The organism is Mycobacterium kyogaense (genome assembly GCF_003254575.1).
Lineage (GTDB): Bacteria > Actinomycetota > Actinomycetes > Mycobacteriales > Mycobacteriaceae > Mycobacterium > Mycobacterium kyogaense.
In genome coordinates this window covers 21,284-43,245 of sequence record NZ_QJUA01000028.1, presented here as the reverse complement: position 1 = coordinate 43,245, position 21,962 = coordinate 21,284, and the positions used below count along the sequence as shown (strand labels likewise).

At 70.2% G+C, this 21,962-nt stretch carries 27 protein-coding genes; 8 read left to right on the top strand and 19 right to left on the bottom strand.

Going from position 1 to position 21,962, the window contains the following annotated elements; genetic code table 11:
- Positions 1-11: 11 nt before the first annotated feature.
- On the top strand, positions 12-398 hold the full coding sequence (locus DMB80_RS18560) for a VOC family protein (protein WP_111511204.1): 387 nt from the start codon (positions 12-14) through the stop codon (positions 396-398).
- Here DMB80_RS18560 and DMB80_RS18555 read toward each other — a convergent pair.
- Genes DMB80_RS18555 through DMB80_RS18545 form a run of 3 tightly spaced genes read right to left on the bottom strand, consistent with a single transcriptional unit; the run spans position 395 to position 2,277 of the window.
- Complete coding sequence (locus tag DMB80_RS18555) at positions 395-694, bottom strand: DUF3349 domain-containing protein (RefSeq protein ID WP_111511203.1); 300 nt, start codon at positions 692-694, stop codon at positions 395-397. The two genes, DMB80_RS18560 and DMB80_RS18555, sit on opposite strands and share 4 nt — an antisense overlap.
- A 10-nt stretch (positions 695-704) precedes the next feature.
- Positions 705-989 carry a hypothetical protein gene (locus DMB80_RS18550; RefSeq protein ID WP_046363036.1) on the bottom strand — a complete coding sequence of 95 codons (285 nt, stop codon included), beginning with the start codon at positions 987-989 and terminating at the stop codon, positions 705-707.
- Between the two features lie 28 nt (positions 990-1,017).
- On the bottom strand, positions 1,018-2,277 hold the full coding sequence (locus DMB80_RS18545; protein ID WP_111511202.1) for an inorganic phosphate transporter: 1,260 nt from the start codon (positions 2,275-2,277) through the stop codon (positions 1,018-1,020).
- 229 nt (positions 2,278-2,506) lie between these two features.
- Between DMB80_RS18545 and DMB80_RS18540 the strand changes: the two genes are divergently transcribed.
- Positions 2,507-2,851 (top strand): DUF3349 domain-containing protein, encoded by a 345-nt coding sequence (locus tag DMB80_RS18540; protein ID WP_111511236.1) that lies wholly within the window; start codon positions 2,507-2,509, stop codon positions 2,849-2,851.
- A 20-nt stretch (positions 2,852-2,871) separates the two neighbouring features.
- Complete coding sequence (gene menE / locus DMB80_RS18535) at positions 2,872-3,996, top strand: o-succinylbenzoate--CoA ligase (RefSeq protein WP_420812201.1); 1,125 nt, start codon at positions 2,872-2,874, stop codon at positions 3,994-3,996.
- On the opposite strand, the gene DMB80_RS18530 is transcribed toward menE, so the two are convergent.
- Genes DMB80_RS18530 through DMB80_RS18500 form a run of 7 tightly spaced genes read right to left on the bottom strand, consistent with a single transcriptional unit; the run spans position 3,993 to position 7,924 of the window.
- Positions 3,993-4,163 (bottom strand): CsbD family protein, encoded by a 171-nt coding sequence (locus DMB80_RS18530; protein WP_046363039.1) that lies wholly within the window; start codon positions 4,161-4,163, stop codon positions 3,993-3,995. The genes menE and DMB80_RS18530 overlap by 4 nt on opposite strands.
- Positions 4,164-4,168: 5 nt before the next feature.
- The gene (locus DMB80_RS18525) at positions 4,169-5,749 is read right to left on the bottom strand and encodes a phospholipase D-like domain-containing protein (RefSeq protein WP_111511200.1); all 1,581 of its coding nucleotides are present in this window, start codon (positions 5,747-5,749) and stop codon (positions 4,169-4,171) included.
- Positions 5,746-6,291: an Asp23/Gls24 family envelope stress response protein gene (locus DMB80_RS18520; RefSeq protein ID WP_111511199.1), complete on the bottom strand. Its 546-nt coding sequence runs from the start codon at positions 6,289-6,291 to the stop codon at positions 5,746-5,748. The genes DMB80_RS18525 and DMB80_RS18520 overlap by 4 nt, the downstream gene beginning before the upstream one ends.
- Positions 6,291-6,887 carry a DUF6286 domain-containing protein gene (locus DMB80_RS18515; protein WP_162938607.1) on the bottom strand — a complete coding sequence of 199 codons (597 nt, stop codon included), beginning with the start codon at positions 6,885-6,887 and terminating at the stop codon, positions 6,291-6,293. Before DMB80_RS18515 ends, DMB80_RS18520 begins: the two co-directional genes overlap by 1 nt.
- Positions 6,884-7,273, bottom strand: coding sequence for an Asp23/Gls24 family envelope stress response protein (locus tag DMB80_RS18510; protein ID WP_111511197.1), 390 nt, complete (start codon positions 7,271-7,273; stop codon positions 6,884-6,886). Before DMB80_RS18510 ends, DMB80_RS18515 begins: the two co-directional genes overlap by 4 nt.
- Positions 7,266-7,445 (bottom strand): hypothetical protein, encoded by a 180-nt coding sequence (locus tag DMB80_RS18505; RefSeq protein ID WP_046363188.1) that lies wholly within the window; start codon positions 7,443-7,445, stop codon positions 7,266-7,268. Before DMB80_RS18505 ends, DMB80_RS18510 begins: the two co-directional genes overlap by 8 nt.
- 35 nt (positions 7,446-7,480) lie before the next feature.
- Positions 7,481-7,924 (bottom strand): Asp23/Gls24 family envelope stress response protein, encoded by a 444-nt coding sequence (locus DMB80_RS18500; protein WP_111511196.1) that lies wholly within the window; start codon positions 7,922-7,924, stop codon positions 7,481-7,483.
- A gap of 224 nt (positions 7,925-8,148) precedes the next feature.
- On the opposite strand from DMB80_RS18500, the gene DMB80_RS18495 reads away from it, so the two are divergent.
- Positions 8,149-9,504 (top strand): hypothetical protein, encoded by a 1,356-nt coding sequence (locus DMB80_RS18495; RefSeq protein WP_111511195.1) that lies wholly within the window; start codon positions 8,149-8,151, stop codon positions 9,502-9,504.
- On the opposite strand, the gene DMB80_RS18490 is transcribed toward DMB80_RS18495, so the two are convergent.
- Genes DMB80_RS18490 through DMB80_RS18470 form a run of 5 tightly spaced genes read right to left on the bottom strand, consistent with a single transcriptional unit; the run spans position 9,430 to position 12,944 of the window.
- Positions 9,430-9,897, bottom strand: a complete 468-nt coding sequence (locus tag DMB80_RS18490) for a hypothetical protein (protein ID WP_111511194.1) — start codon at positions 9,895-9,897, stop codon at positions 9,430-9,432. The genes DMB80_RS18495 and DMB80_RS18490 overlap by 75 nt on opposite strands.
- Entirely contained in the window at positions 9,894-11,000 is a 1,107-nt protein-coding gene (locus tag DMB80_RS18485; protein ID WP_240431261.1) for a molybdopterin-dependent oxidoreductase, read from the bottom strand. Before DMB80_RS18485 ends, DMB80_RS18490 begins: the two co-directional genes overlap by 4 nt.
- A complete protein-coding gene (locus DMB80_RS18480) occupies positions 10,997-11,626 on the bottom strand; it encodes a methyltransferase domain-containing protein (protein WP_046363183.1) in 630 nt (209 codons plus the stop codon). The genes DMB80_RS18485 and DMB80_RS18480 overlap by 4 nt, the downstream gene beginning before the upstream one ends.
- The gene (locus DMB80_RS18475) at positions 11,626-12,291 is read right to left on the bottom strand and encodes a TIGR04282 family arsenosugar biosynthesis glycosyltransferase (RefSeq protein WP_111511193.1); all 666 of its coding nucleotides are present in this window, start codon (positions 12,289-12,291) and stop codon (positions 11,626-11,628) included. The genes DMB80_RS18480 and DMB80_RS18475 overlap by 1 nt, the downstream gene beginning before the upstream one ends.
- Entirely contained in the window at positions 12,288-12,944 is a 657-nt protein-coding gene (locus DMB80_RS18470) for a glycosyltransferase family 2 protein (protein WP_111511192.1), read from the bottom strand. Before DMB80_RS18470 ends, DMB80_RS18475 begins: the two co-directional genes overlap by 4 nt.
- Positions 12,945-13,046: 102 nt before the next feature.
- On the opposite strand from DMB80_RS18470, the gene DMB80_RS18465 reads away from it, so the two are divergent.
- Both DMB80_RS18465 and DMB80_RS18460 read left to right on the top strand, forming a co-directional pair.
- Positions 13,047-13,763: a response regulator transcription factor gene (locus DMB80_RS18465; protein WP_111511191.1), complete on the top strand. Its 717-nt coding sequence runs from the start codon at positions 13,047-13,049 to the stop codon at positions 13,761-13,763.
- Complete coding sequence (locus DMB80_RS18460) at positions 13,750-14,775, top strand: sensor histidine kinase (protein WP_111511190.1); 1,026 nt, start codon at positions 13,750-13,752, stop codon at positions 14,773-14,775. The genes DMB80_RS18465 and DMB80_RS18460 overlap by 14 nt, the downstream gene beginning before the upstream one ends.
- Positions 14,776-14,785: 10 nt before the next feature.
- Here the strand turns inward: DMB80_RS18460 and DMB80_RS18455 are convergent, their stop codons facing one another.
- From DMB80_RS18455 to DMB80_RS18445, 3 genes are read right to left on the bottom strand one after another with little or no spacing between them, the layout of a single operon-like run.
- Positions 14,786-15,904, bottom strand: a complete 1,119-nt coding sequence (locus tag DMB80_RS18455; RefSeq protein WP_111511189.1) for an NAD(P)H-dependent flavin oxidoreductase — start codon at positions 15,902-15,904, stop codon at positions 14,786-14,788.
- Between the two features lie 33 nt (positions 15,905-15,937).
- On the bottom strand, positions 15,938-16,972 hold the full coding sequence (locus DMB80_RS18450) for an NAD-dependent epimerase/dehydratase family protein (protein ID WP_111511188.1): 1,035 nt from the start codon (positions 16,970-16,972) through the stop codon (positions 15,938-15,940).
- Entirely contained in the window at positions 16,969-17,745 is a 777-nt protein-coding gene (locus DMB80_RS18445) for an S-methyl-5'-thioadenosine phosphorylase (RefSeq protein WP_111511187.1), read from the bottom strand. Before DMB80_RS18445 ends, DMB80_RS18450 begins: the two co-directional genes overlap by 4 nt.
- Before the next feature lie 181 nt (positions 17,746-17,926).
- Between DMB80_RS18445 and DMB80_RS18440 the strand changes: the two genes are divergently transcribed.
- Positions 17,927-20,833, top strand: coding sequence for an arabinosyltransferase domain-containing protein (locus DMB80_RS18440; RefSeq protein WP_162938606.1), 2,907 nt, complete (start codon positions 17,927-17,929; stop codon positions 20,831-20,833).
- 3 nt (positions 20,834-20,836) lie between these two features.
- On the opposite strand, the gene DMB80_RS18435 is transcribed toward DMB80_RS18440, so the two are convergent.
- Complete coding sequence (locus DMB80_RS18435; RefSeq protein WP_046363174.1) at positions 20,837-21,046, bottom strand: hypothetical protein; 210 nt, start codon at positions 21,044-21,046, stop codon at positions 20,837-20,839.
- 41 nt (positions 21,047-21,087) lie between these two features.
- On the opposite strand from DMB80_RS18435, the gene DMB80_RS18430 reads away from it, so the two are divergent.
- Complete coding sequence (locus DMB80_RS18430; protein ID WP_111511185.1) at positions 21,088-21,960, top strand: 1,4-dihydroxy-2-naphthoate polyprenyltransferase; 873 nt, start codon at positions 21,088-21,090, stop codon at positions 21,958-21,960.
- Positions 21,961-21,962 lie beyond the last annotated feature (2 nt).

Genomic DNA, 21,962 nt, shown 5'->3' with positions numbered 1-21,962 from the left:
AGACACGGGCCATGGAGATCCTGGCCAGCCGGGTGTTGCTGCGGCCCGCGGACTACGACCGCTCGATGGCGTTCTACCGCGACGGCCTCGAGTTGGCGATCGCCCGCGAGTATTCCGGCGGCACGGTGTTCTACGCCGGCCAGTCGCTGATCGAGATCGCCGGCCACGGAGCATCCGCCGACGGGACGCCGCCGTTCCCCGGGGCACTGTGGCTGCAGGTGCGTGACCTCGCCGCGACCCAGGATGCGTTGCGCCAGAAAGGAATCACGATCGATCGAGAAGCGCGCCGCGAGCCGTGGGGGCTGCACGAGATGCATGTCAGCGACCCGGACGGGGTCACGCTGATCTTCGTCGAGGTCCCCGACGATCACCCGCTGCGTCGCGACACCCGCGGCTAGCGCGCCGGCGCCGCCAACGGCCAGCCGACCGACGCCAGACGCGATGCGACCTGGTGCATCTCCTCCGGGTTGGGCTCCTTGTCGGTCACCACATGGATGGCCGCGCGGATCTCCTGCTCGGTGACCTCGTCGGAATTGGAGCCCTTGAGCACGGTCTGGGCCGCTTGCACGACCTCCTCCTCGGTGAGCGTGCGGGAGAGCAGCGCCAGCAACGGGAAGTAGTCCTTCTGCGGCACACCTTGCGGGTATCCGTCGTGCAGCCAGGTCAGGATGCTGTTGAAGGTGTGCTCGGCCATCGCGATCAGCTCACTTTCCGGGAAGGAAGGGGACGGGGTTGAACCCGAAGTGGTGGTTGATGGTGCCCTTGGTGATGTAGAGGATGCCGATCACGATCACAACGGCGACGAAGGCGAACAGCAGCACGCCGACCGCCTTCAGCGCGGGATTGGGGGCGTCGACCGTGCCGTCGGCCTCCGCGCCACCGGCGCCGCGGGAGTAGGCCACCAGCCCGACGGCGAATAGCGCGGGCAGGCCGGCGCCGAGCACCAGGCCCACGGCGAGCACCTTGAGGATTGCTTCCAGGTAGGACATGACTGTTCCTTAGCTCTCTGCGCGCCGGCTAGACCGAGGCCGCGGGCTTGTCTGTGGCCGTGTCGGGGGCGGTGAGGTCGCGCGCGTCGGCGGGGACCACCGAGTTGGTGGTCTCGTCCCAGTCGGCGTTGACGTTGTGGTGGTTGACCTTCTGCTGCTGGGCCCGCCAGTACATGTAGCCGGAGAGGGCCACCAGGATCACGAAGATCAGGCCGTCACCGGCGAGCGCGTTACCGGTGGTCTGCTCGACGATGTGCGAGAGCCAGAAGGACAGCGCACCGACGACGCCGGCGGCCGGCAGCGTGATCAGCCATGCGGTCGCCATCCGGCCGGCGACCGCCCAGCGCACCTGCGCGCCCGGCTTTCCGACGCCGCTGCCCAGGATGGACCCGGTGGCGACGTGGGTGGTGGACAGCGCCATGCCCGCCGCGCTGGAGGACAGGATGATCGCGGCCGACGACGCCTCGGCAGCCAGGCCCTGCGGCGATTCGATCTCGACCAGACCCTTGCCGAGCGTCCGGATCACGCGCCAGCCACCGATGTAGGTACCCAGCCCGATGGCTAGGGCGCAGGACGCGATGATCCAGAACGGCAGGCCGTCCTCTTTCACGTTGCCGGTGAGGTGGCCGGTGGTGATGAGCGCGAGCGCGATGACGCCCATCGTCTTCTGGGCGTCGTTGGTGCCGTGCGCGAGGGCGACGAGCGAGGCGGTCGCGATCTGGCCCCAGCGGAAGCCTTCTTCGCGGCGCTTCTTCACGACGTTGCGGGTGAGGCGGTAGACGATCCAGGTGCCGCAGGCGGCGACGAGGCCGGCGATGAAGGGGGCGGCGAGAGCGGGGATGACGACCTTGCTGATCACGCCGCTCCAGTTGACGCCGGAGGTGCCGAGCGCCGCGAGGCCGGCGCCGATGAGTCCGCCGAACAACGCGTGCGACGAGCTCGACGGGATGCCGAAGAGCCACGTGAGCAGGTTCCACAGGATGCCGCCGATGAGGCCGGCGAAGATGATCGTCAAGCCCGTGGAGGCGTCGATGCCCGACACCAACGATCCGGTCTTGCTGTCCTGGATCTTGAGCACGGACGTCGTGACCGTGATCGCCACCTCGACGGACAGGAACGCGCCGACGAGGTTCAGCACCCCGGCCAGGATCACCGCCGTCTTGGGCTTGAGAGCACCGGTCGCGATGGACGTCGCCATCGCGTTCCCGGTGTCGTGAAACCCGTTCGTGAAGTCGAATGCCAGCGCCGTGGCAATCAACAACACGAGGATGATCAGCTCTCCGCTCATGGTGATGATTCTGCTGGCCGACAACCGTTTTTGACTAATCGACAGAGGCCCCGATCGGAGGGGCCACATGGCACTTTTTCCAATGCGGGCCAGGTGTTCATCTGATGTTCATCTTCCCGCCGGCACCCGTTGCGCCCCAGCGCCTCGGCACGCCCTCCGGGCCGGTGCCGGGGCTACTATCGACCTGCCGAGGGCATCTCGCCCCGACGTCTGCATGGGAGACGAGACGGTGACCAATTTCCTGGCCAAGATCGTGGCGTGGATCGCGGCCGGGTATCCCGAGGGGGTGCCCGGTGCTGATCGGGTGCCGCTGCTGGCGCTGCTGCGCCGCCGCCTGACCGACGACGAAGTCAAAGCCGTCGTCGCTGCGCTGACCGCCGGCAGGGAATCAAACGCTGGTCCCGCCGGCCCGTCCGGCATCGACACCGTCGACATCGGGGTGCTGATCACCCAGATCACCGACGACCTGCCCTCACCCGACGACGTCGAACGGGTGCGCGAGAGGCTCGCCGCCAAAGGCTGGCCGCTCGATGATCCGCGCGACAGCGAGGACACGCCCGAGGACATGCCATAGCCACGCTGCGCCTACTGCCCGTGTCATCCGGCGCGGCGGCACTGGATGTCCTGCCCGACGTCGATGCCGCGCTGCACGGTCGGGCCAGCCTGTTGCCCGTGTCTGCCGACGATTCCGCGCAGTCCGCGGCGGTGGCGCGTGCCCTGCGCGCCGGAGACGAGATCGACGACGCGGTGGCCGCGGTGCTGTCGACGTCAGGCACCACCGGTGTCCCGAAGGGGGCACTGCAGAGCGCGGCGGGTCTGCTGGCCAGCGCGCACGCCACCCACGAGCGCCTCGGCGGGCCGGGGCGCTGGCTACTGGCCCTGCCCGCGTACCACGTGGCCGGCTTCCAGGTGCTGGTCCGCAGCGCCGTCGCCGGTACGACACCGGTCGCGGTTCCCGCCGGGGTGCAGCCGGTCGACCTCGCGCGGGCGATCACCGCGATGGGTTCGGGGCGCCGCTACGCCTCACTCGTGGCGGCCCAGCTGACCAAGGCATTGGATGACCCCGCTGCTGCCGATGCGCTGGCATCGCTGGATGCGGTGCTCATCGGCGGTGGCCCGATGCCTGCCGCCGTCGCCGAGAAGGCCGCTGCGGCAGGCGTTCCGGTGATCCGCACCTACGGGATGAGTGAGACCGCGGGCGGTTGCGTGTACGACGGCGTCCCTCTGAGCGGGGTGCAGGTGGCCCTCGACGAATCCGGCCGGATCTCCCTCGGCGGGCCGACGGTGGCGCTGGGCTACCGCAATCCGATCTCCCCCGATCCGTTCGCCGAACCGGGCTGGTTTCGCACCGATGACATTGGCGCGCTGGATGATTCCGGGGTTCTGCGGGTGCTGGGCCGGGTCGACGACGCGATCAGCACCGGCGGTCTGACGGTGTTGCCGTCGATCGTCGAGGCGGCGGTGGCGAGCCACCCCGCGGTGTCCGAATGCGCGGTGTTCGGGCTGCCCGACGAAAGACTTGGGCAGCGTGTCGTCGCCGCCGTCGTGATGACGGACGGGGCGACGATCACGCTGCCCGAGTTGCGTTCGCATGTCGCAGCGGACCTGCCGGCAACGGCGGCACCCCGCGAGGTGCACGTCGTCGCCGAGCTGCCGCGGCGCGGTATCGGCAAGATCGACAGACGCGAACTCATCCGCCGATTCACCGTCGGCGATTAGCTGAGCTTGTCCTTGATGTTCTCGCCGACCTTCTTGGCGCCCGAGACACCCTGGTCCTTCTTGCCTTCGGCCTTCAGGTCGTCGTTGCCGGTGACGTCACCGACAACCTCCTTGGCCTTGCCGACGGCGTCCTCGGCAGCGTTCTTGGCCTTGTCGATGAAACCCATGTCCCTCAACCTCTTTCATGTCGAGCGCCCCCGGTGGGCGCCTTCATGAGTTGGTCGTCTGCGATCTCGGATTCCGTACGCGCCCACGACGTGATGTAAGACACGATGTTCGGATAGGCACGCGCGATCGGCCACAGCACCAGACCGGTCATCAGGCTGGCGAAACCCTCGAGCAGAGAGGGCGGCACGTGATCGGGGTCCATCAGATCGTTCTCGCCCAGCGGTCCGGCCTCTCGCGAAACCATGAACCGGGTGAACGAGCGCAGGGACCGTCCGGTGCCGCGCAACGCGTTGACCGTGGCGAGGAACGACCCGTGGCGCTGCAACGCCCGCCGGAACTCGGTGACCGAAACCCCCAGGTGCTCAGCCACGAGATCGTCACGGGCGAGCACGATCTCGTGCTCGATGTCCGAGCGACCTCCCGCCTCGATCGCCACGTCACACTCACTGTCGAAGCCCAGCGACCGGTTGTTCAGATTCGACGAACCGATCCTCAACAGCTGGTCGTCGATGACCATCACCTTCGAGTGCACGTAGACCGGCATACCACCGGTGGTGACAGGCCAGTACACGCCGAATCGATTGTGCTCGTCGGCTTTCCACAGCAAGCGCAGCAACCGTTCGCGAGCGCTGTCCATCGACTCCTGTTCGAGCCGACTCTCCGAGCTGCGCGGTAGAACGATCACCACTTCGGGCCCGTCCGGTTCGCGCAGCCGGGCTGCGAGCGCGTCTGCCAGACGCCGCGAGGCCAGGTATTGGTTCTCCAGATAGATCACCGAGCGAGCGCTGGCGATCGCGGCGAGATTGAGGGCTTCGACCTCCCGGACCTCCGCCCGCCGCCCGAAGGACGGCAAGGTACGGGCAACGGCGACGTCGACATCGCGCACGTCAGGGTTGAGCCCTCGCGGCCACGCCGGTTCCGTCGGTGTCACGGGCTCGAGTTCGACGCCGGTCGCGTCGCGCCAGCGCAGCCGCGCCTGGTCAGCCAGCACGCGCGCCGCGGCCTCGTCGACCACGGTCGCGACCTCGTGGCGGGGACCGTAGGGCCGCCCCGCCGAGGACCGGCCGCGGTCGTGACGGGCGTGATCGCGGCGGTCCCAGCGGCCGAGCGTCAAGTCGATGCCGCCGCAGAACGCGACGGCGTCGTCGACGACGACGATCTTCTGGTGATGCACGGCGCCGGTGGGCCGGGCACCGTCCACCGCGAAATGCATGCGAGGCAACGTGAATCGGTTGACCAGCGAGACCGGCGTGAGCCCGAACCAGAACTGGTCGAGTGCAGGCAGCAGGTTCAGATTGGACTTGAGCAGGTAGACCTCCAGCTCGGGCCGGCGCCACACCAGCCAGGTGAGGAACAGCCCGAGAGTGTCAGGTCCGCTCAACGTGGAACCGGTGGGCTCGAAAGCCGTGCGCGCGTCCAGATCCCAACCGATGATCATGATCCGCTTACGCGCGCCGAGCATCGCCTCTTTGACGTAGTACAGGTAGTCCGCACCGTCGACGAGCCGGGCGAAACGTCCGGCGCGTTCGTTGCGCCAGCACGTCACGCCCGGCTCGAGGACAGCCTTGCGATCGTCGTCCGTCATCGCACGACGGTTCCAGCCTTGGTGTCGACGCGCAAGACAGTGCGGATGGCGACGCTGTCGCCGAGCATCGCGGCCGCGGTGCGGGCGGCGTCGTCGGCCGCGCCGATGGCTGCGGACAGCCCCGACCGGGCCGGCACCCGCGCGGTCAGCGTGACGGTGGGGCGTCCGCGATGCAGTGTGGCGCTACCGGATGCCTTCGTCACCGCGGGGTCCGCGGCGAGTACGTCGGCGGCCGCAGAAGCCACCGAGGTGGCGTCCGCGGTGGCGGTGGCGTCACCGGTCAGATTCACCCGCGCGGCCTTGGGCGGCCAGCGGTGAGATGCCAGCCAGCGCAGCGCCAGCAGAATGACCACGATCCCGGCCCCACCGAGCGCCCAGGGCCACCAGGACGCCGACGTCCAGCCGGCCAGCGGTGTCGTCAGGGCCCGGCCGGCGCCGAGGTCCCCTCGTACCCAGGCGACGGCGGCCAAGCCGAGAGCCACCAGGGCGATCCCGGTCAGCAGGGTCACCACGCGGTCGAACGCGACAGCGGCGCGGGTCATCAGATCTCCTTCGTTCGGGTGCGGACGACGACGCGAGGCGGGCTCTGCAGCGCACTGAGGCTGCGTGTCACCGCATCGGTGACACCGGCGAGCAGCGCACCGCTGTCATCGCCTGTGACACGGCAGCGTACGACGACGCGACGCCGAGACGACGTGGCCCGCGCGTCGACGACGCCGGCGACGTCGCGCGCCGCGGCGCCCGCGAGCGCGGCGATGCCGTCGACGGTCAGATACATCGGCGTCTGCGCGGTGACGGCCACCGCCGTGCGGCGGCGCGGCTTGAGAGCCAGCACCGCCAGCAGCAGACCGACCAGCACCACGGCGACGCCCGCGACTGTCACCCAGTCAGCCGGTGCGAAGCCGTCGACGGCGTCGGCGGCGACGGGCAGCCATTGGGAACCCGAGGCCCAGCCCAATCCCAGAACGGCGTCGCGGACCGCGACGACGCCCAGCGCGGCGAGCAGGATCGCCACCACGACCGCGACCTTGCTCGCTGCCGCCGCGGCGACCGGAACCGGCGCCGCACGTACCGGCACCTGTTGCGGCGCAGGGGTTTCCACGATCTCCGTTGCGTGTTCGTTCACTGCAGGAGTCATCGCACCTTCCTCTCGGCACTGGGCGGCAGGACCGCCGCCACGTGCACCGTGACCCCGTCGACCGCCAACCCGGCGTGATCGCGCAACGCGGTCGTGATCCGTCCGCGCGCATCGGCCGACAGCGCAGCCAGCGGCCGGCCCCACTCTGCGGCGACCTGGACCGCTGCGCGGACGTGATCGCCGGCGACGACGGCATCGACACGCGGCAGATCGTGGCCGACCAGGTTGCTCAACGCTCGCCCGTGGCGTCGCACCCCTGGAGTGGTCAGCACGGCAGCCTCCACGAGGTGTTCGATTGCGCGGTCGCGCACCTGGAGGCTGCCGCGGTCACCCGGATCGGTGACCACGGCCGCCTCCTGGACGACGGCCGCACCTGTCTCAGCCACGACCCCGGCCCTGCAGCCAGGTCGTCACGTCGAACTCGCCGTCGCGCTGCCCGCCGATCACGTAGCCGATCGCCCCGAGCACCAGCGCGATGAGGAAGCCTGTGAAGCCACCGGCCGCAGCGGCCACCCCGAGAAGAATCCCGGCCAGCAGGCCGACTGTTGCTGTGGTCATCGTTTCTCTCCTCTGCCGTCTCTTCGGGTGATCCGTCACTCAACCCGGCCCGAGCGGTCCTCGGCGTCGTCTCCATCCTCGTCGGGGACGTGGATGTCGTGGACGGTGATGTTGACCTCGACGACCTCCAGGCCCGTCATGCGCTCCAGTGCGGCAATGACGTTACGGCGGATACCGGTGGCGACGTCGGAGATCGAGACTCCGTACTCGGCGACGATGTCGAGATCGACCGCGGCCTGCTTCTCCCCCACCTCGACCGAGACGCCCTGGGAGTAGTTGGTGGATGCGCCCGGGATGCGGTCACGCAGGGCGCCGACGGCGCGGCTGGCGTTGCCGCCGAGATCGTGCACGCCATGCACCTCACGCGCGGCCAGCCCGGCGATCTTGGACACCACGACATCGGCGATGGTGGTGCTGCCCTGGGTGGTCACGAGCGGGCCGGTGCTTGCCTTGGCAACGGCGGGGGTCGAAGCGGTCATGATGGTCCTCCTACGGTCATGTGTCGGTGTTCGTACACGTCTTCAGTCGTGGCCCGGGGTCCGATCCGAATGCCGGATCGATGTAATCCCGGACACATGACCCTCGTGAGTCACCGGCGAGCAAACGCGCAGCACCTTCCTCTACCCCGTCGAACACCGGCACCAAACTGGCGTCACCGACACGTCAGACCACGTACGGGGTCCCGGTCCCTAGGCTGTCGGGGATGTCTGTGTCCCGCAGAGAAGTAGTGGCCGTCGCCGTCGCCGTCGTCCTGACGGCGGCGGCCTTCGTCGTGCCACGGCTGCATCTACCCGTGGTGACCCCACTGCTCAACGCGAGCCCGGATCGGTTCCGCGACTTCGCCGACACCGCGCCCATCTTCGGATGGTGGAACGCACACGTGGGTCCCGGCACCGTCCCGGCGATCGCCATCGGCGTGGCCGCCGTGCTGTGGGGACCCGCCCTGGCGGCCCGGCTGCCGTGGCGCGCGGTGCCGTGGGCGGCGTGGGCGACATCGTGTGCGTGGGCATTCAGCCTGGCGATGGTCGACGGCTGGCAGCGCGGCTTCGCGGGACGGCTGACCGCCCGCCACGAATACCTGCGCCAGGTGCCGACGATCGACGACGTCGGCGAGGCCGTCCGCACCTTCGCCGGCAGAATCCTCGACTATCAGCCGGACTCCTGGATCACCCACGTCTCCGGACATCCGCCGGGTGCGCTGCTGACCTTCGTGTGGCTGGACCGCATCGGGCTCGGCGGCGGGGCGTGGGCCGGCACGCTGTGCCTGCTGGCTGGCTCGAGTGCGGCCGCCGCGATCGTCGTCGCGGTGCGCGCGCTGAGCGACGAGGACATGGCGCGCCGGGCCGCGCCGTTCGTCGCGGTCGCGCCGACCGCCATCTGGATCGCCGTCTCTGCCGACGGCTACTTCACCGGGGTCGCCGCCTGGGGCATCGCCCTGCTGGCCCTCGCCGTGACCGGATCGGTCCGGTGGCCCGTTCTGGCGGCCGTCGGAGCCGGCCTGCTGCTGGGCTGGGGCATCTTCTGCAACTACGGCCTGGGGTTGATGGCGCTGCCGGCGGTCGCCGTGCTGATCAGCGCCCGCAGCCGGCGTTCACTGCTGACCGCGCTGGTGCCCGCGGTGCTGGCCGCACTCGTCGTGGTCGCGATCTTCGCTCTCGCCGGATTCTGGTGGCTCGACGGCTATCACCTCGTGCAGGAACGCTATTGGCAGGGCATCGCCAACGACCGGCCGTTCGCCTACTGGGGCTGGGCCAATCTGGCTTCGGTGGTGTGCGCGATCGGCCTCGGTAGCGTGGCCGGCCTCAGCCGGGTGTTCGACCTGGCCGCCCTGCGCCGCCGCAGCGGATTGCACCTCGTGGTCCTGGGCGCACTGCTGTCCATCCTCGCGGCCGACCTGTCCCGGCTCAGCAAGGCCGAAACCGAGCGCATCTGGCTGCCGTTCATGGTGTGGCTGGTGGCTTCGGCCGCTCTGCTCCCGAAGAAGTCACACCGCTGGTGGTTGGCGCTCAACGCCGTCGGCGCGCTGGCCGTCAACCACCTGATCTTCACGAACTGGTAGGAACCGCCTGGCGAGAACGGCCAGCGGCACGCACGCCCAGATCACCGCGAGCGCGATCCAGAACCCGGCCACATAGTTGCGGTCGAGCACCGTCATGTTGTCCGGCCGCATGCCCGGCTTGTCGTACACCGGCACCGCCATCAGGGCCAGCACCACGCTGCACAGAGCGGCGATCGCCGCCGGGGCGCGCCAGCCGGCCGGCACCAGGCGCCGCCCCGCGAAGCCGAGCGCCGCGCACACCGGCGCGAACACGAAGTCGTGCAGCACCACGCCCGCTGCCGCCCACAGCACGATCCGCATCAGCACCGCCGGTGGATCGTCGACCAGCAGCAGCGCGCCATAGGCCGCGAGCGCGACGCCCGCGACCACCAGCAGCGCCCGCACCGCCGTCACGGCACGACCTCGATCCGCGTGAGCCATTTCGTCTGCAACACACCGGGTCTGGTGGGGGCGATCAACCGGCACGGATAGCCGTGGTCGAGATTCAGCGTCTCTCCGTTGAGCTGCAACGCGATCAGCGTCATGTCGTCGCGCGCATGCCGCGCCGGGAGCACGGTGCGGGAGTAGGGCCCCGGGCCCTCGAGGGAGATCATCCGGACGTCGGAGTCCGGGGACGCACCGACCGCGGCGAGGAGCTGGGCGAGCACCACTCCCGTCCACTCGGCGTCCTTGCTCCAGCCCTCCACGCACGCGATCGGCAACCGGTGGGTGCTCTGCGGGAGGGCGGCGAGTTCGGCGACGTTGAACTCGCGGCTGCGGGTGCCGTTGACGACGGTCAGCCGATAGTCCGGCGCCTGCGCGGCGCGGACCACCCCGGCCGCTGTCGCCGAGCGGTTCACCGGAACACCTTGCGGCCCTTCGCCCGAACGCGGCGCGAGCACCGAGAGCCGGCGCAGCAGCGGGACCGTCTGCCCCGCGGTGACCACGGTGGCCGCCGCGACCGCCAGCCATGTCCCGACCAGAACGGTCCGGCGTGTCGGTCCCTGGCCGCGCCTGCCCGGGTCGTCGAGAGGTTCGCCGAGCGCGCGCCGGATCACCGGCAACTTCACCCCGATGTGCACCACGACCGCGCCGACCGCGAGATAGGCGACCGCGTAATGCGCTGTGGTGAAGAAGAATCCGAACACATACCACTGTGCGGTGTTGAGCAGGCCCGTGCTCAACTGGAAGATCATCGACGCCACCAGCACGAGGATGGACAGGCGCTCCAGAGCCCGCACCGGGCCACCGAGCAGTGGCCGTTCGAACAGCTTCGGCCACACCGACCACAGCTTGACCACGAGCAGCGGAATCGCGGCGATACCGCTGACGACGTGCAGGCCCTGGGTGAGGCGGTACAGCCAGACCGGCCGGGTGGGCCACCAGAACCACGGTTGCGGATGCTGGATGAAATGACTGATCAGACCGGTGAGGAAGCAGATCGCCACGGCGACACCGAGAGCCAACCCGACCCGGGCGGTGATCGCGGTGCCGCGCAGCGTGAAGGTGCGGGTCACGCTGCGGCGAGGGTGGCGACCACCCTCGTGCCGATGTGACGGATGCCCGCAACCGCGAGACCCGCCTCCGCGGCCAGCGCAGGCATGCTGTCGATGCCCACCGACGCCCACTTGAACCACGGGCCGATCGTGCTCGCCGATTCCAGCCGCACCCAACCGACGTCGATTCCGATTGCCGCGGAATCGAATTCGACCAGGCAGCGACCACCGCTGCGCAACAGCTCCGCCGCACGACCCAACACGCGGACGGGGTCGCCGCCGAGGCCGACGTTTCCGTCAGCCAGCAGCACGGTCTGCCAACGGCCGGTGCCGGGCAGCGGCTCGAACAGGTCGCGATGCAACGCGGGTGCGCCGCTGCTGCGCGCCAGCCGCACCGCGGTGGCCGACAGATCGACCCCGAGGGCCGGCACCCCTCGCTGCACCAGATACGACACCAGACGTCCAGGGCCGCAACCCAAATCGAGCGTCGGCCCCTCACACATGTCGACGATCGTGGTGTCGAACCGGTCGTCGGCGTGCCTGCCGCCCAGCCAGTTGTGCACCGGCAGTCGGCTCACCCGGCCGTCGTCGCGGCGCACCCAACATCGCTCCCCGGTCAACGCACGGTCATAGAGTTGTCCGAACATCAGGCCTCCACCGTCGCAGTGATCCGGCTGAACCGCGAGCCCGCCGGGCAGGCGCTGCGCACCGTCTCGACATCGTCGATCGTGTCGACGTCGGCGAGTTCGGCGACGAGCCCTACGGACAATCCGGTGTCCCGCAGCGCTGTCAGCGTTACGGCGCCCGTGTCGGGAGCCGACATCGGCACCTCCCGCAGACACTCGGCGGCAGCCGCAGAACGCACACCGAGCACCCACCAGCCACCGTCACGAGCCATCCCGAGCACCGCGTCGTGGGCCGCCAACCCGTCGACGCATTCGGTCAGCAGATCAGGGTTCACCTGAGGGGTGTCCATCCCGATCTGGACCACCGCCGTCGCTCCCGTCGCCGCGGCCGCGTCGACGTGGGCGTTGGCCAGCCGATCGGCGAAGTCCTCCCCGCGCTGGTCGACCACGACGAAATCGTCGAGCCGCGAACGGATCTCAGCGGATCCGGCGGCCGCGTCGAGATCACCGGTCAGCGCGACCACCCGCGCGTCCGCCGGGGTCTGCGCGACCGCGTCGAGGGTGTCCAGCAGCGCCGCGGCCGCGATCTCGGCCGCTGCCGCGTCACCGACGGTGGCCGCCAACCGCGTCTTCGCCAGGCCCGGCACCGGGGCCTTGGCGACCACGAGCAGACACGTGCCGGTCATCGGATCACCTTCATGAAGTCCAGCGCGGCGATCGCGCTACCGCGTACCGAACCGCTCACCTTGGAGGTGCCGCCGGTGCGGGGGCCATAGGCGACGTCACGTTCGACGACGGTCCACCCCGCCTGGGCGGCCCGCACCAACAACTCGAGCGGGTAGCCGGAGCGCCGATCGGTGACACCGAGCCCGAGCACCGCGTCACGGCGCGCCACCCGCATCGGCGCGATGTCATGGACCGGCAGGCCGTACCGGCTGCGCAGTCGCCAGCACACCGCCGCGGTGCCCAGGCGCGCGTGCCACGGCCAGGTCAGCCCCGGGGTCGCGCGGCGACGGCCGATCGCCATGTCGGCACCCCGTTCGACGTCGTCGACGAGAGCCGGCAGATCCTGCGGGTCCAGCGAACCGTCGCCGTCGAGCACCGCGACGATCGGTGTCTCGGCTGCCTCGACCCCGGCGTGCACGGCAGCCCCGTATCCCGGCGTCGTCTCGGCAACCACGGTGGCTCCGCACCGGTCGGCCACCAGGGCGGTGCCGTCAGTGCTGTTGTTGTCCACCACCACGACCCGATACCCCGCTGGTACCGCCGCCAACACCCCCGGCAGTGACTCGGCCTCGTTGAGGCACGGCAACACCACCGTGACGGGACAGTCGGGCATAGGTCGCAACGCTAGGCGAGCCGGCTTGCGGACGCGACCCACAAGGCTGACGAATCCATGACATAGGTGCTGGTAGCGAGGGTGTGCGGCTAACCTCGTGAGGTGACTCGTGTGCTGATCGCCGACGACGACGACGTCGTCCGTGATGTCGTGCGCCGCTATCTGGAGCGCGACGGACTCGACGTGTGCACCGCGCACGACGGCACGGAGGCGCTGCGCCTACTGGGTTCGCAGCGCATCGACGTGGCCGTGCTCGACGTGATGATGCCCGGTCCGGACGGCTTGTCGCTGTGCCGCAACCTGCGTAAACGCGGTGGGTACGCGGTGCCGGTGATCCTGCTGACCGCCCTCGGCGAAGAGGACGACCGCATCGCCGGGCTCGAAGCGGGCGCCGACGACTACCTGACCAAACCGTTCAGCCCGCGCGAGCTCGCGCTGCGGGTGCGCTCCGTGCTGCGCCGCGCGCCGGCCGCCCCCGGCGTGCTGCCGATGGAGCTGCGCGCGGGAGATCTGACGGTGTCGACGGCCTCGCGAACCGTCAGCTCGGCCGGCAAACCGGTCAGCCTCACCAACCGGGAATTCGACCTGCTGCTGTTCTTCCTCACCCACACCGACACCGTCTTCACCCGCGAAGATCTGCTCAAGCAGGTCTGGCACTGGGACTTCGGCGACCTGTCGACAGTGACCGTGCACGTGAAGCGGCTGCGGTCCAAGCTCGGCGACCGCCACCGGGTCCAGACGGTGTGGGGCCGCGGCTACATGTGGTCCTCTGGGGGTTCCGACGGAGCGAGCGCCGGACAGCCGGATGCCGACGACTGAGTTCTGGGAGATCGTCGGCTGGGCCCTGGCATGTTCGGTGCCGGTGGTCCTCGTCGGCGGCGTGGTGATCCGATTGGCGCGGACGTGGTCGCTGGCCGTCAGCATGGTCGTGCTCGCGCTGATCCCTCTGCTCGCAACGCTCGCCGGAGTGGTCGGCGCCAGCGGGTTCATGATCACCGAGACGTTCGAGCGGACCGTCGTGGTGCTGGCGATCGTCTCGATCGTGACGATTCCCGCCGCGGTGATGCTGGGTCGCTACCAGGCCCGGCGGACGGTTTGGGAGGCCGAGATCCGCGACTCCGAGCGGTCCGCCGAGCAGTCCCGGCGCCGCCTCGTCGCGTTCGTCAGCCATGATCTGCGCACGCCGCTGGCCGGAATCCGCGCGGTGTCGGAGGCGATCGCCGACGGCGTGGTCCCCGAGGACGAGGTCCGGGTGCACGCCAAACACATCGAGCACGAGTCGGTGCGCCTGTCGGAGATGGTCGACGACCTGTTCGAGATGTCGAAGATCAACGCGGGGGCGCTGACGCCGTCGTTCGACAAGGTGGCCCTCGACGAGGTCGTCGACGACGTGCTGGCCGCGCACCGCATCGCGGCCGAACGCGCCGGGGTGCGGCTGGCGGCGAATCTTCCCGACGAGCCGGTGCGGGTGGTCGGCAGCGACAGGGCGCTCGTGCGGGTGCTGTCCAACCTGGTGGCCAACGCGATCGCGCACACGCCCGAAGGAGGCAGCGTCGAGCTGGCGCTGGGCGCCGACGAGAACAGCGCGTGGGCGCGCGTCGACGACACCGGTGTGGGCATCGACGAGGCCGACCTGCCACGGGTCTTCGACGTCGCCTATCGCGGCTCGAACAGCCGGGTGCCGCGGGCCGACTCGTCACTGCCGAGCGGCTCCGGGCTGGGTCTGGCGATCGCGGCCGGGCTGGTGCAGGCGCACCGCGGCACGCTGTCGGCGCACAACCTGCCGACCGGCGCGCGCTTCGAAGTGCGCCTGCCGCTGGCCGTCGACTGAGTCGCGGCGCTCAGCCGGGCAGTGAGTTGCTGAGGCGATCCGCGGCGGCCAGATAGTCCTCGATGAACTCGCGGACCACCTCGCGGGCCGGCTTCACCTTGTTCATCAGCCCGACGCCCTGCCCGACGAAGTAGGTGGCCAGCGCCTGGGCGCCCTGATGGCCCTGCGCGGCGAGCACGTCGACGCGGCGGATCACCGGCTCGCACAGCATCGACTGCAACGGCAACGGAAGCGGCTGATGCCCCTCGGCGCTCGGCAGCCACGCATCGGTCCATTCCGACTTCAGCTGTCGCGAGGGCTTACCGGTGCGGCCCGCCGAGCGCACGGTGTCACGGGAGGACGCGGCCAACATCTTGGCCACCGTGTGCGGTGCCGTCTCGGCCTCCTCGGTGGTCAGCCACACCGAACCGGTCCACGCCCCGGCCGCACCCATCGCGACCATGCCGGCCATCTGCCGACCGGTCACGATGCCGCCCGCCGCCAACACCGGGACCGCGCCGTCGATGGCCTCCAGAACTTCAGGGACCACGACCAGCGTGCTGACCTCACCGCAGTGACCGCCGGCCTCGGTGCCCTGCGCGACGATCAGGTCCACGCCCGCGGCGACCTGCTTGACCGCGTGCTCCTTGGCGCCCACGAGCGCGGCGACCGGGATGCCGCGCTCCTTGCCGGCCTCGATCATGTAATCCGGCGGCACGCCGAGCGCGTTGGCGATCAGCTTCACCGGATGCGTCAGCGCGACGTCGAGCAACTCCCGGCCGGTGTTGCCGGACAGCGACGCGCCGCCGATCCGGCGCTCGGGCTCCGGCTCGATGTCGTGGGCGCGCAGCAAGCCGTCGACGAGATCGCGGTAGCTCTGCGGGATCCGCGCGGCCAGGTCGGAGCCCGAGAGTTTCTCCCCTTTGCCCTCGAACTTCGCCGGCACGATCAGGTCCACGCCGTAGGGCTTGCCGCCTACCGCGTCGTCGATCCACGCCAACTCGCGATCCAGCTGAGACGGGCTGTACGCCGTCGCGCCCAGCACACCGAAACCGCCGGCGTTGGTCACCGCGGCCACCACATCCCGACAGTGACTGAACGCGAAGAGGGGAAAGTCGATACCGAACTGGTCGCACAACGCTGAGCTCATGGGCCCAGTATCGCTTGACAGGTGTCAAAGAAGCTAGAGGCCCCGCAGCGGCGCCGTCGCGAACTCGGTCAAACCGTCGGAGGGATCGACCGCGGCGCGGAAACCGAGCACCCGCTCCGCCTTGGCCGGGTCCGCGACGATGTGCCGCACGTCGCCGCTGCGGTACTGCCCCGTCACGAGTGGGGCGACGTCACCGCGCGACTCGCACAACGCCGTGGCCACGTCGAGGATCGAGATCGGGCGCCCCGAGCACACATTGAACGCGGCGAACCCGTCCGCCTCCGCCTGCACCGCCGCCACGTTGGCGGCCGCGACGTCGTCGACGTGGACGAAGTCGCGCATCTGCCCGCCGTCCTCGTAAACCCTTGGCACGTCACCTGATTCGAGTGCGGATCGGAAGATCGCGGCCACACCGGAGTACGGGGTGTCGCGGGGCATGCCCGGTCCGTAGACGTTGTGGTAGCGCAGCGCCACCACCGAACCGCCCGTCGACTCGCTCCACGCCAGCGCGTAGTGCTCCTGCGCCAGCTTGCTCGCCGCGTACAGGCTGCGCGGGCGCAGCGCAGCGTCCTCGTCGACCAGCGCCCAGTCGACGCGCTCGCCACCGATGGGACAGAGGTGGTCGAACATCCCCGCGTCGAGATCTGCGCGCCGCCGCGGCTGCGGCTCGACATCGCCGTGCTCCGGGCAGACGAACCGGCCCTGGCCGTAGACCACCATCGACGACGCCAGCACCAGGCGCTGACAGCCCGCCGCGAACATCTCGGCCAGCAGCACCGCGGTACCCAGGTCGTTGTGCGATGCGTAGGACGGTGCATCCGCGGCGTTCACCCCGGCACCGACCACCGCGGCCTGGTGGCAGACGACGTCGACCCCGGCCAGTACCCGCGCGACGGCCGCCGCGTCTCGGACGTCGACGTGCTCGACCCCCGCGGGCAATTCGGCACCCTCTCCGTGCGCGGCAGGCAGCATCGCGTCGACGGCGACGACGTCGTGTCCGGCGTCGGCGAGACGGGACCAGATGCGGGTGCCGATGAAGCCGGCCGCGCCGGTCAGCAGCACCCTCACGGCAGCTCGAACGGCAGCGTGACGCCCGCGTGCGGCAGGCAGTGTGTACAGGTGCGCTCCGAGTCGACGTTCGCGATCGCCTCGTGCACGAGCTGTTTGAACGGCACCAGGTTGCGCTGGAACTCGGCGAACACGTCGACCGCCGTCACCCCCTTGCCCGTTTCGATCCCGGCGTCCAGATCCGTCACCAAAGCAATTGCGGCGTAACACATCTCGAGTTCACGAGCGAGAACGGACTCCGGGTATCCGGTCATGTTGACCAGCCGGAAGCCCTGCCCGGCGAACCACTGACTCTCGGCCCGGGTGGAGAAGCGCGGACCCTGGATCACCACCATCGCGCCGCCGTCGACGACGTCGGGCAGTCCCGTCACCGCCTCACGCAGAGTCGGGCAGTACGGGTCGGCGAAGCCGACGTGGATGCCCCCGGAATCGAAGTACGTGTCGGCCCGTCCCGAGGTGCGGTCGACCAGCTGATCGGGCACCACCATGGCGCCAGGGCCGAGCGCGGGATCGAGACTCCCGACCGCGCACGGGCCGAAGATCCGGCGCACACCGAGCGCGCGCAGCGCCCACATGTTGGCCCGGTAGGGGACGGTGTGCGGCGAGAACTCGTGGTCGACGCCGTGCCGGGGCAGGAAGGCGACCTCGTGCTCGCCGACCGTGCCGACGGTGATCGCCGCGCTCGGTGCGCCGTAGGGGGTGTCCAGGTTGACGGTTCGCGCGTCGGGACCGAAGAACGAGTAGAACCCGCTGCCACCGATGACACCCAGCACTCACTTGCTCCTCACGTCTTTGCCGATACTGGGGACCATTGTGGTGCATGCAGGGCCCGTCCCGACGGTGACGATGGCGTGACGTCCGATCCGACCACCTCCGAAAATCGGCGACGGGTGGGCAGGCTGGCCGACAGCCATGCGATCCCACCAGCAGAGCCCTCGGACTTGGATCGCTGTCTTGATCGGCCTGACCGGTGTGGTGAGTGGGCTACTGCTGCCGTTCGCGCCGGTGCTCACCGAGACGACGACGCTCACCTGGCCCGCCCCCGAACAGCCGACGGTGTCCAGCGCCGCCCTCGTCGTGCCGTACCGCCCGCACCAGCTGAGCGCGGCGCTGCCGTGTTCGACTCTGCGGACCGCCTCGGCGACGACGCTCACGGTGCTCGACACCGGCACGGATGGTGTGTCGGTCACCGACGGCATCGATGGCACCGACAGCGCGGTGCTGCGGATCGGCGACGTCGAGGTCCGCGTGCCCCTGTCCGGCACGGCCGATTGCGCGGTCCGCATCGAGGCCGGCCCGTCGGGGGTGTCCGTCGTGCAGGCCGACCGCACGGTCGCATTCCTCGCCGGGCAGCCTGTCCCGCGCGTGTTCGGGATGCACACCGACCTCGATCCCGCGATGGCCCAGGGCCTCTCGGTGACCGCGGTGATCACGGGCCCGTTCGCGACGACGCCGACGACGATCAAGGTGGGGCTGGTCGTCGTGCAGGTACTCGCCGCTGCCACCGCGCTGGTCCTGTTGCGCTCCGGTCGACGCGTTCCGTGGCGACTCTCCGCCCGGTGGTCCCCGTTGTGGCTGGTCGATGCCGCGGTGATCGGCACATTCTGCGGGTGGGCGGTGATCGGCCCGCTCGCCGTCGACGACGGCTGGGCGACGATGATCGCCCGCCACGCCGCGATGACCGGGAACCCCGGCAATTACTACCGGTGGTGGGACGCCGCCGAAGTGCCGTTCGCCTTCAGCCAGCAACTGCTGGCTCCGTTGACGGCGGTCAGCGTGGCCCCCCTGTGGCTGCGACTGCCCAGCACCGTGCTCGCGGTGGCGACCTGGCTCGTACTCAGCCGAGGCGTTCTGCCCGCCGCGCTGCCGACCATCGCCGCGACGGCCCGCGTCCGGATTCTCGCGGCGCTGACCCTGCTGTGCGCGTGGCTGCCGTTCAACCTCGGCACGCGTCCGGAGTCCTTCGTCGCCCTCGGTTTCACCGCCGCGCTGGCGCTCGCCTGGCGCGCGCGCACGCCGGCCGCACTGGGCTGGCTGGCGCTCGTCTGCGCACTGACCGTGCCGATCAGCCCGACCGGAGTGCTCGTCCTCGCGCCGGTCGTGGTGTTCGCCGGCCGGCTCCGCGCTGCTGCCCGGCGCGGGCCCCATTCGCGGCTGACCGTCGCCGCGCTGGTGGGCGCTGTGGGCGCCGTCGGACTCACCGTGATCTTCGCCGACCAGACCTGGGACGCGCTGGTGACGGCCACCGACTGGCACACCTTCTTCGGACCGTCGCTGCCGTGGTACGAGGAGCCGACGCGCTACCGGTATCTCCTGCAGGCCGACCAGCAGGGCAGCATGGCCAAGCGGATGCCGATCCTGGTCAGCATCGCGCTGCTGCCGCTGGCGACGCTGCTCGCGCTGCGACGCCGCAACCCCACGGCCGCGGCGACACGGCGGCTTGCGGCCGTCCTGGTGCTGATGTTGGCGTTGTTCGCCGTGGTCCCGTCGAAGTGGTCCTACCATTTCGGGGCCGGTGCGGGCGTGTTCGCGGCGTTCGTGACGGTCGCGATCGTGCTGCTGGCGCGAGAATCGCGCACTGCCGGCCGCCGCGAGATCGTCATCGGTGTCCTGGGATCGGTGCTGCTGGCCGCGACCGTCGCTCTGGCTTTCGCCGGACCGAATGCGTGGTGGTTACCGAACCTGTACGACCTGCCGTGGGCGGCGAGCCCGATCCGGCCCGGTGATGTGCCGCTCGACAACGCTGCGCTGTGGATCGGGGTGCTCGCCGCGGGGACGCTGACGGTGGCAGCCGTCCGTCGGAGCGCCGCGAGGACGCTGCTGGCCTTCGGACCGGCCGTCCTCGCGCTGGTCGCATTCGGCACAGTGCTGGCCGTGCTCCTCGGATCGTTCGTCGCGGCGCCGATGCGACGACCTGAAGGGGCTCTGGCGCTGGCGAATCTGCACCGCCTGGCATCCACCCGCGTGTGCGGCCTGGCCGACGACATCGACGTCCTGCCCGACGGCGACGTGCTCGCCGCGGCCGAACCGGACCTCCCAGACCTCCCAGCCGCGGGCTTCGCCACCGGCGCGGGCTTTTATCCCGGCGCTCCACCGCCGGACTCCCCCGGTTCCGGTGCGTCGCGGTACCTCTGGGGCAGCTGGACGACAGGTCCGGACGCCACCGGCGACGTCACCACCCCGTGGTTCACGCTGCCGTCGCTGTCTCCGGACGCCGGTGTCGCACTCTCGATGTCAGGTCGAATGACCGACGGCAACGCACTGAGCCTGGAGTTCGGCGCCGCCCGCGACTCCGGCGTCACGCCGACCGGTGCACGCGTTCCGGTCGATCGGCCCGCAGCCGACGAGAGGCCCGACAAGCCGCTGTGGCGGTCCATCGGCATCGATGCCGCCGACGTGCCCGCCGGCTCGGACCGAGTCCGCATCCACGCCTCCGACGGCCGCACCGACGAACGGGGATGGCTGGCCTTCACCGGTCCGCGACTGCGCTCGACGATTCCGCTGACCACCTTTCTCGCGGACAACGGCCCGGTGCTCCTCAGCTGGCCGCAAGCCTTCCTGTTCCCGTGCGTACACAACCTCGCCGTGGTCTCCGCCGGGGTGGCGCAGATGCCGCGCACGGTGATCGAGTCACCGCGGCCGTGGCTCACCGACGATCGCAACCCGGCGATCGGGGGTACCTTCGCCGGGCTCGACGACATCGCGTCGCTCGGCGAGATCCCGAGCCGGGTCGTCGGGCACCCCGAGATCGACTGGGGCAGCGTGCGGGTGTCCTCCCCCGTGCAGGACCGCTATGCGCGGACCACCACCCGGTCGCCGCAGTGGGGTATCAGCAGTCGCGGCCCACGTCCGGAGAGGTGAGCGTCACTCCTCGTCGACGTGATGCTGCGCGGCGCGGCGCGCGCCGTCACGGATCTCGAAGACGTCCGTCGCGAAACCACCGATCGCGTTCGCCACATCGCGCACCGCGGTCGTGATGATCGAGGCGACGTCGCCGACTGCCGTGGCACCCGCACCGACGATCTCCTGCACCACGTCCTTGCGGATCTCGCCCTTGCTGAGTCGGTCGTCCATGCGCTCAGTCTGCCACGGTCGGCACCTGCAAGACTGAGCTCGTGGCGACATTCGGGCAGTGGGTGGAAGGGGCACGTCCGCGGACGCTGCCCAACGCCGTCGCACCCGTGATCGCCGGCACCGGGGCCGCCGCCTGGCTCGGCGCGGCGTCGTGGTGGAAGGCGTTGCTGGCGTTGCTCGTCGCGGTCGGAATGATCGTCGGGGTCAACTACGCCAACGACTACTCCGACGGCATCCGGGGCACCGACGACGTACGGGCGGGGCCGCTGCGGCTGGTCGGATCGAAGCTCGCCGCGCCGCGCGCGGTCCTGACGGCCGCGATGGTGAGCCTGGCCGTCGGCGCGGTCGCCGGACTGGTGCTCGCGTGGTTCTCCGCGCCGTGGCTGATCGCCGTCGGCGCCGCCTGCATCGCGGGTGCGTGGCTCTACACCGGAGGCTCGAAGCCATACGGCTACCTCGGTTTCGGCGAGATCGCGGTGTTCGTCTTCTTCGGCCTGGTCGCGGTACTGGGCACGCAGTTCACGCAGGCACTGCGCATCGACTGGGTGGGCGCGGCGTGCGCCGTCGCGATGGGATGCCTGTCCTCGGCGGTGCTGGTGGCCAACAACCTGCGCGACATCCCGACCGACGCGCAAACGGGCAAGATCACCCTCGCGGTGCGCCTCGGCGATGCGCGGACCCGGGTGTTCTACCAAGGACTGCTGATGGTGTGGGTGCTCCTCACGCTGGTGCTGTGCTTCATCGCGACGCCGGCGTGCGGGGCCGGGTTCCTCGCGACCCCGCTGGCCGTCCGTGCGACCCGGCCGGTGCGCGCCGGGCTGGGCGGCCGCGATCTGATCCCCGTGCTGCGCGACACCGGCCTGACCATGCTGGTGTGGTCTGTGCTGGTGGCCGTGGCGCTGACCGTGGGGTGACC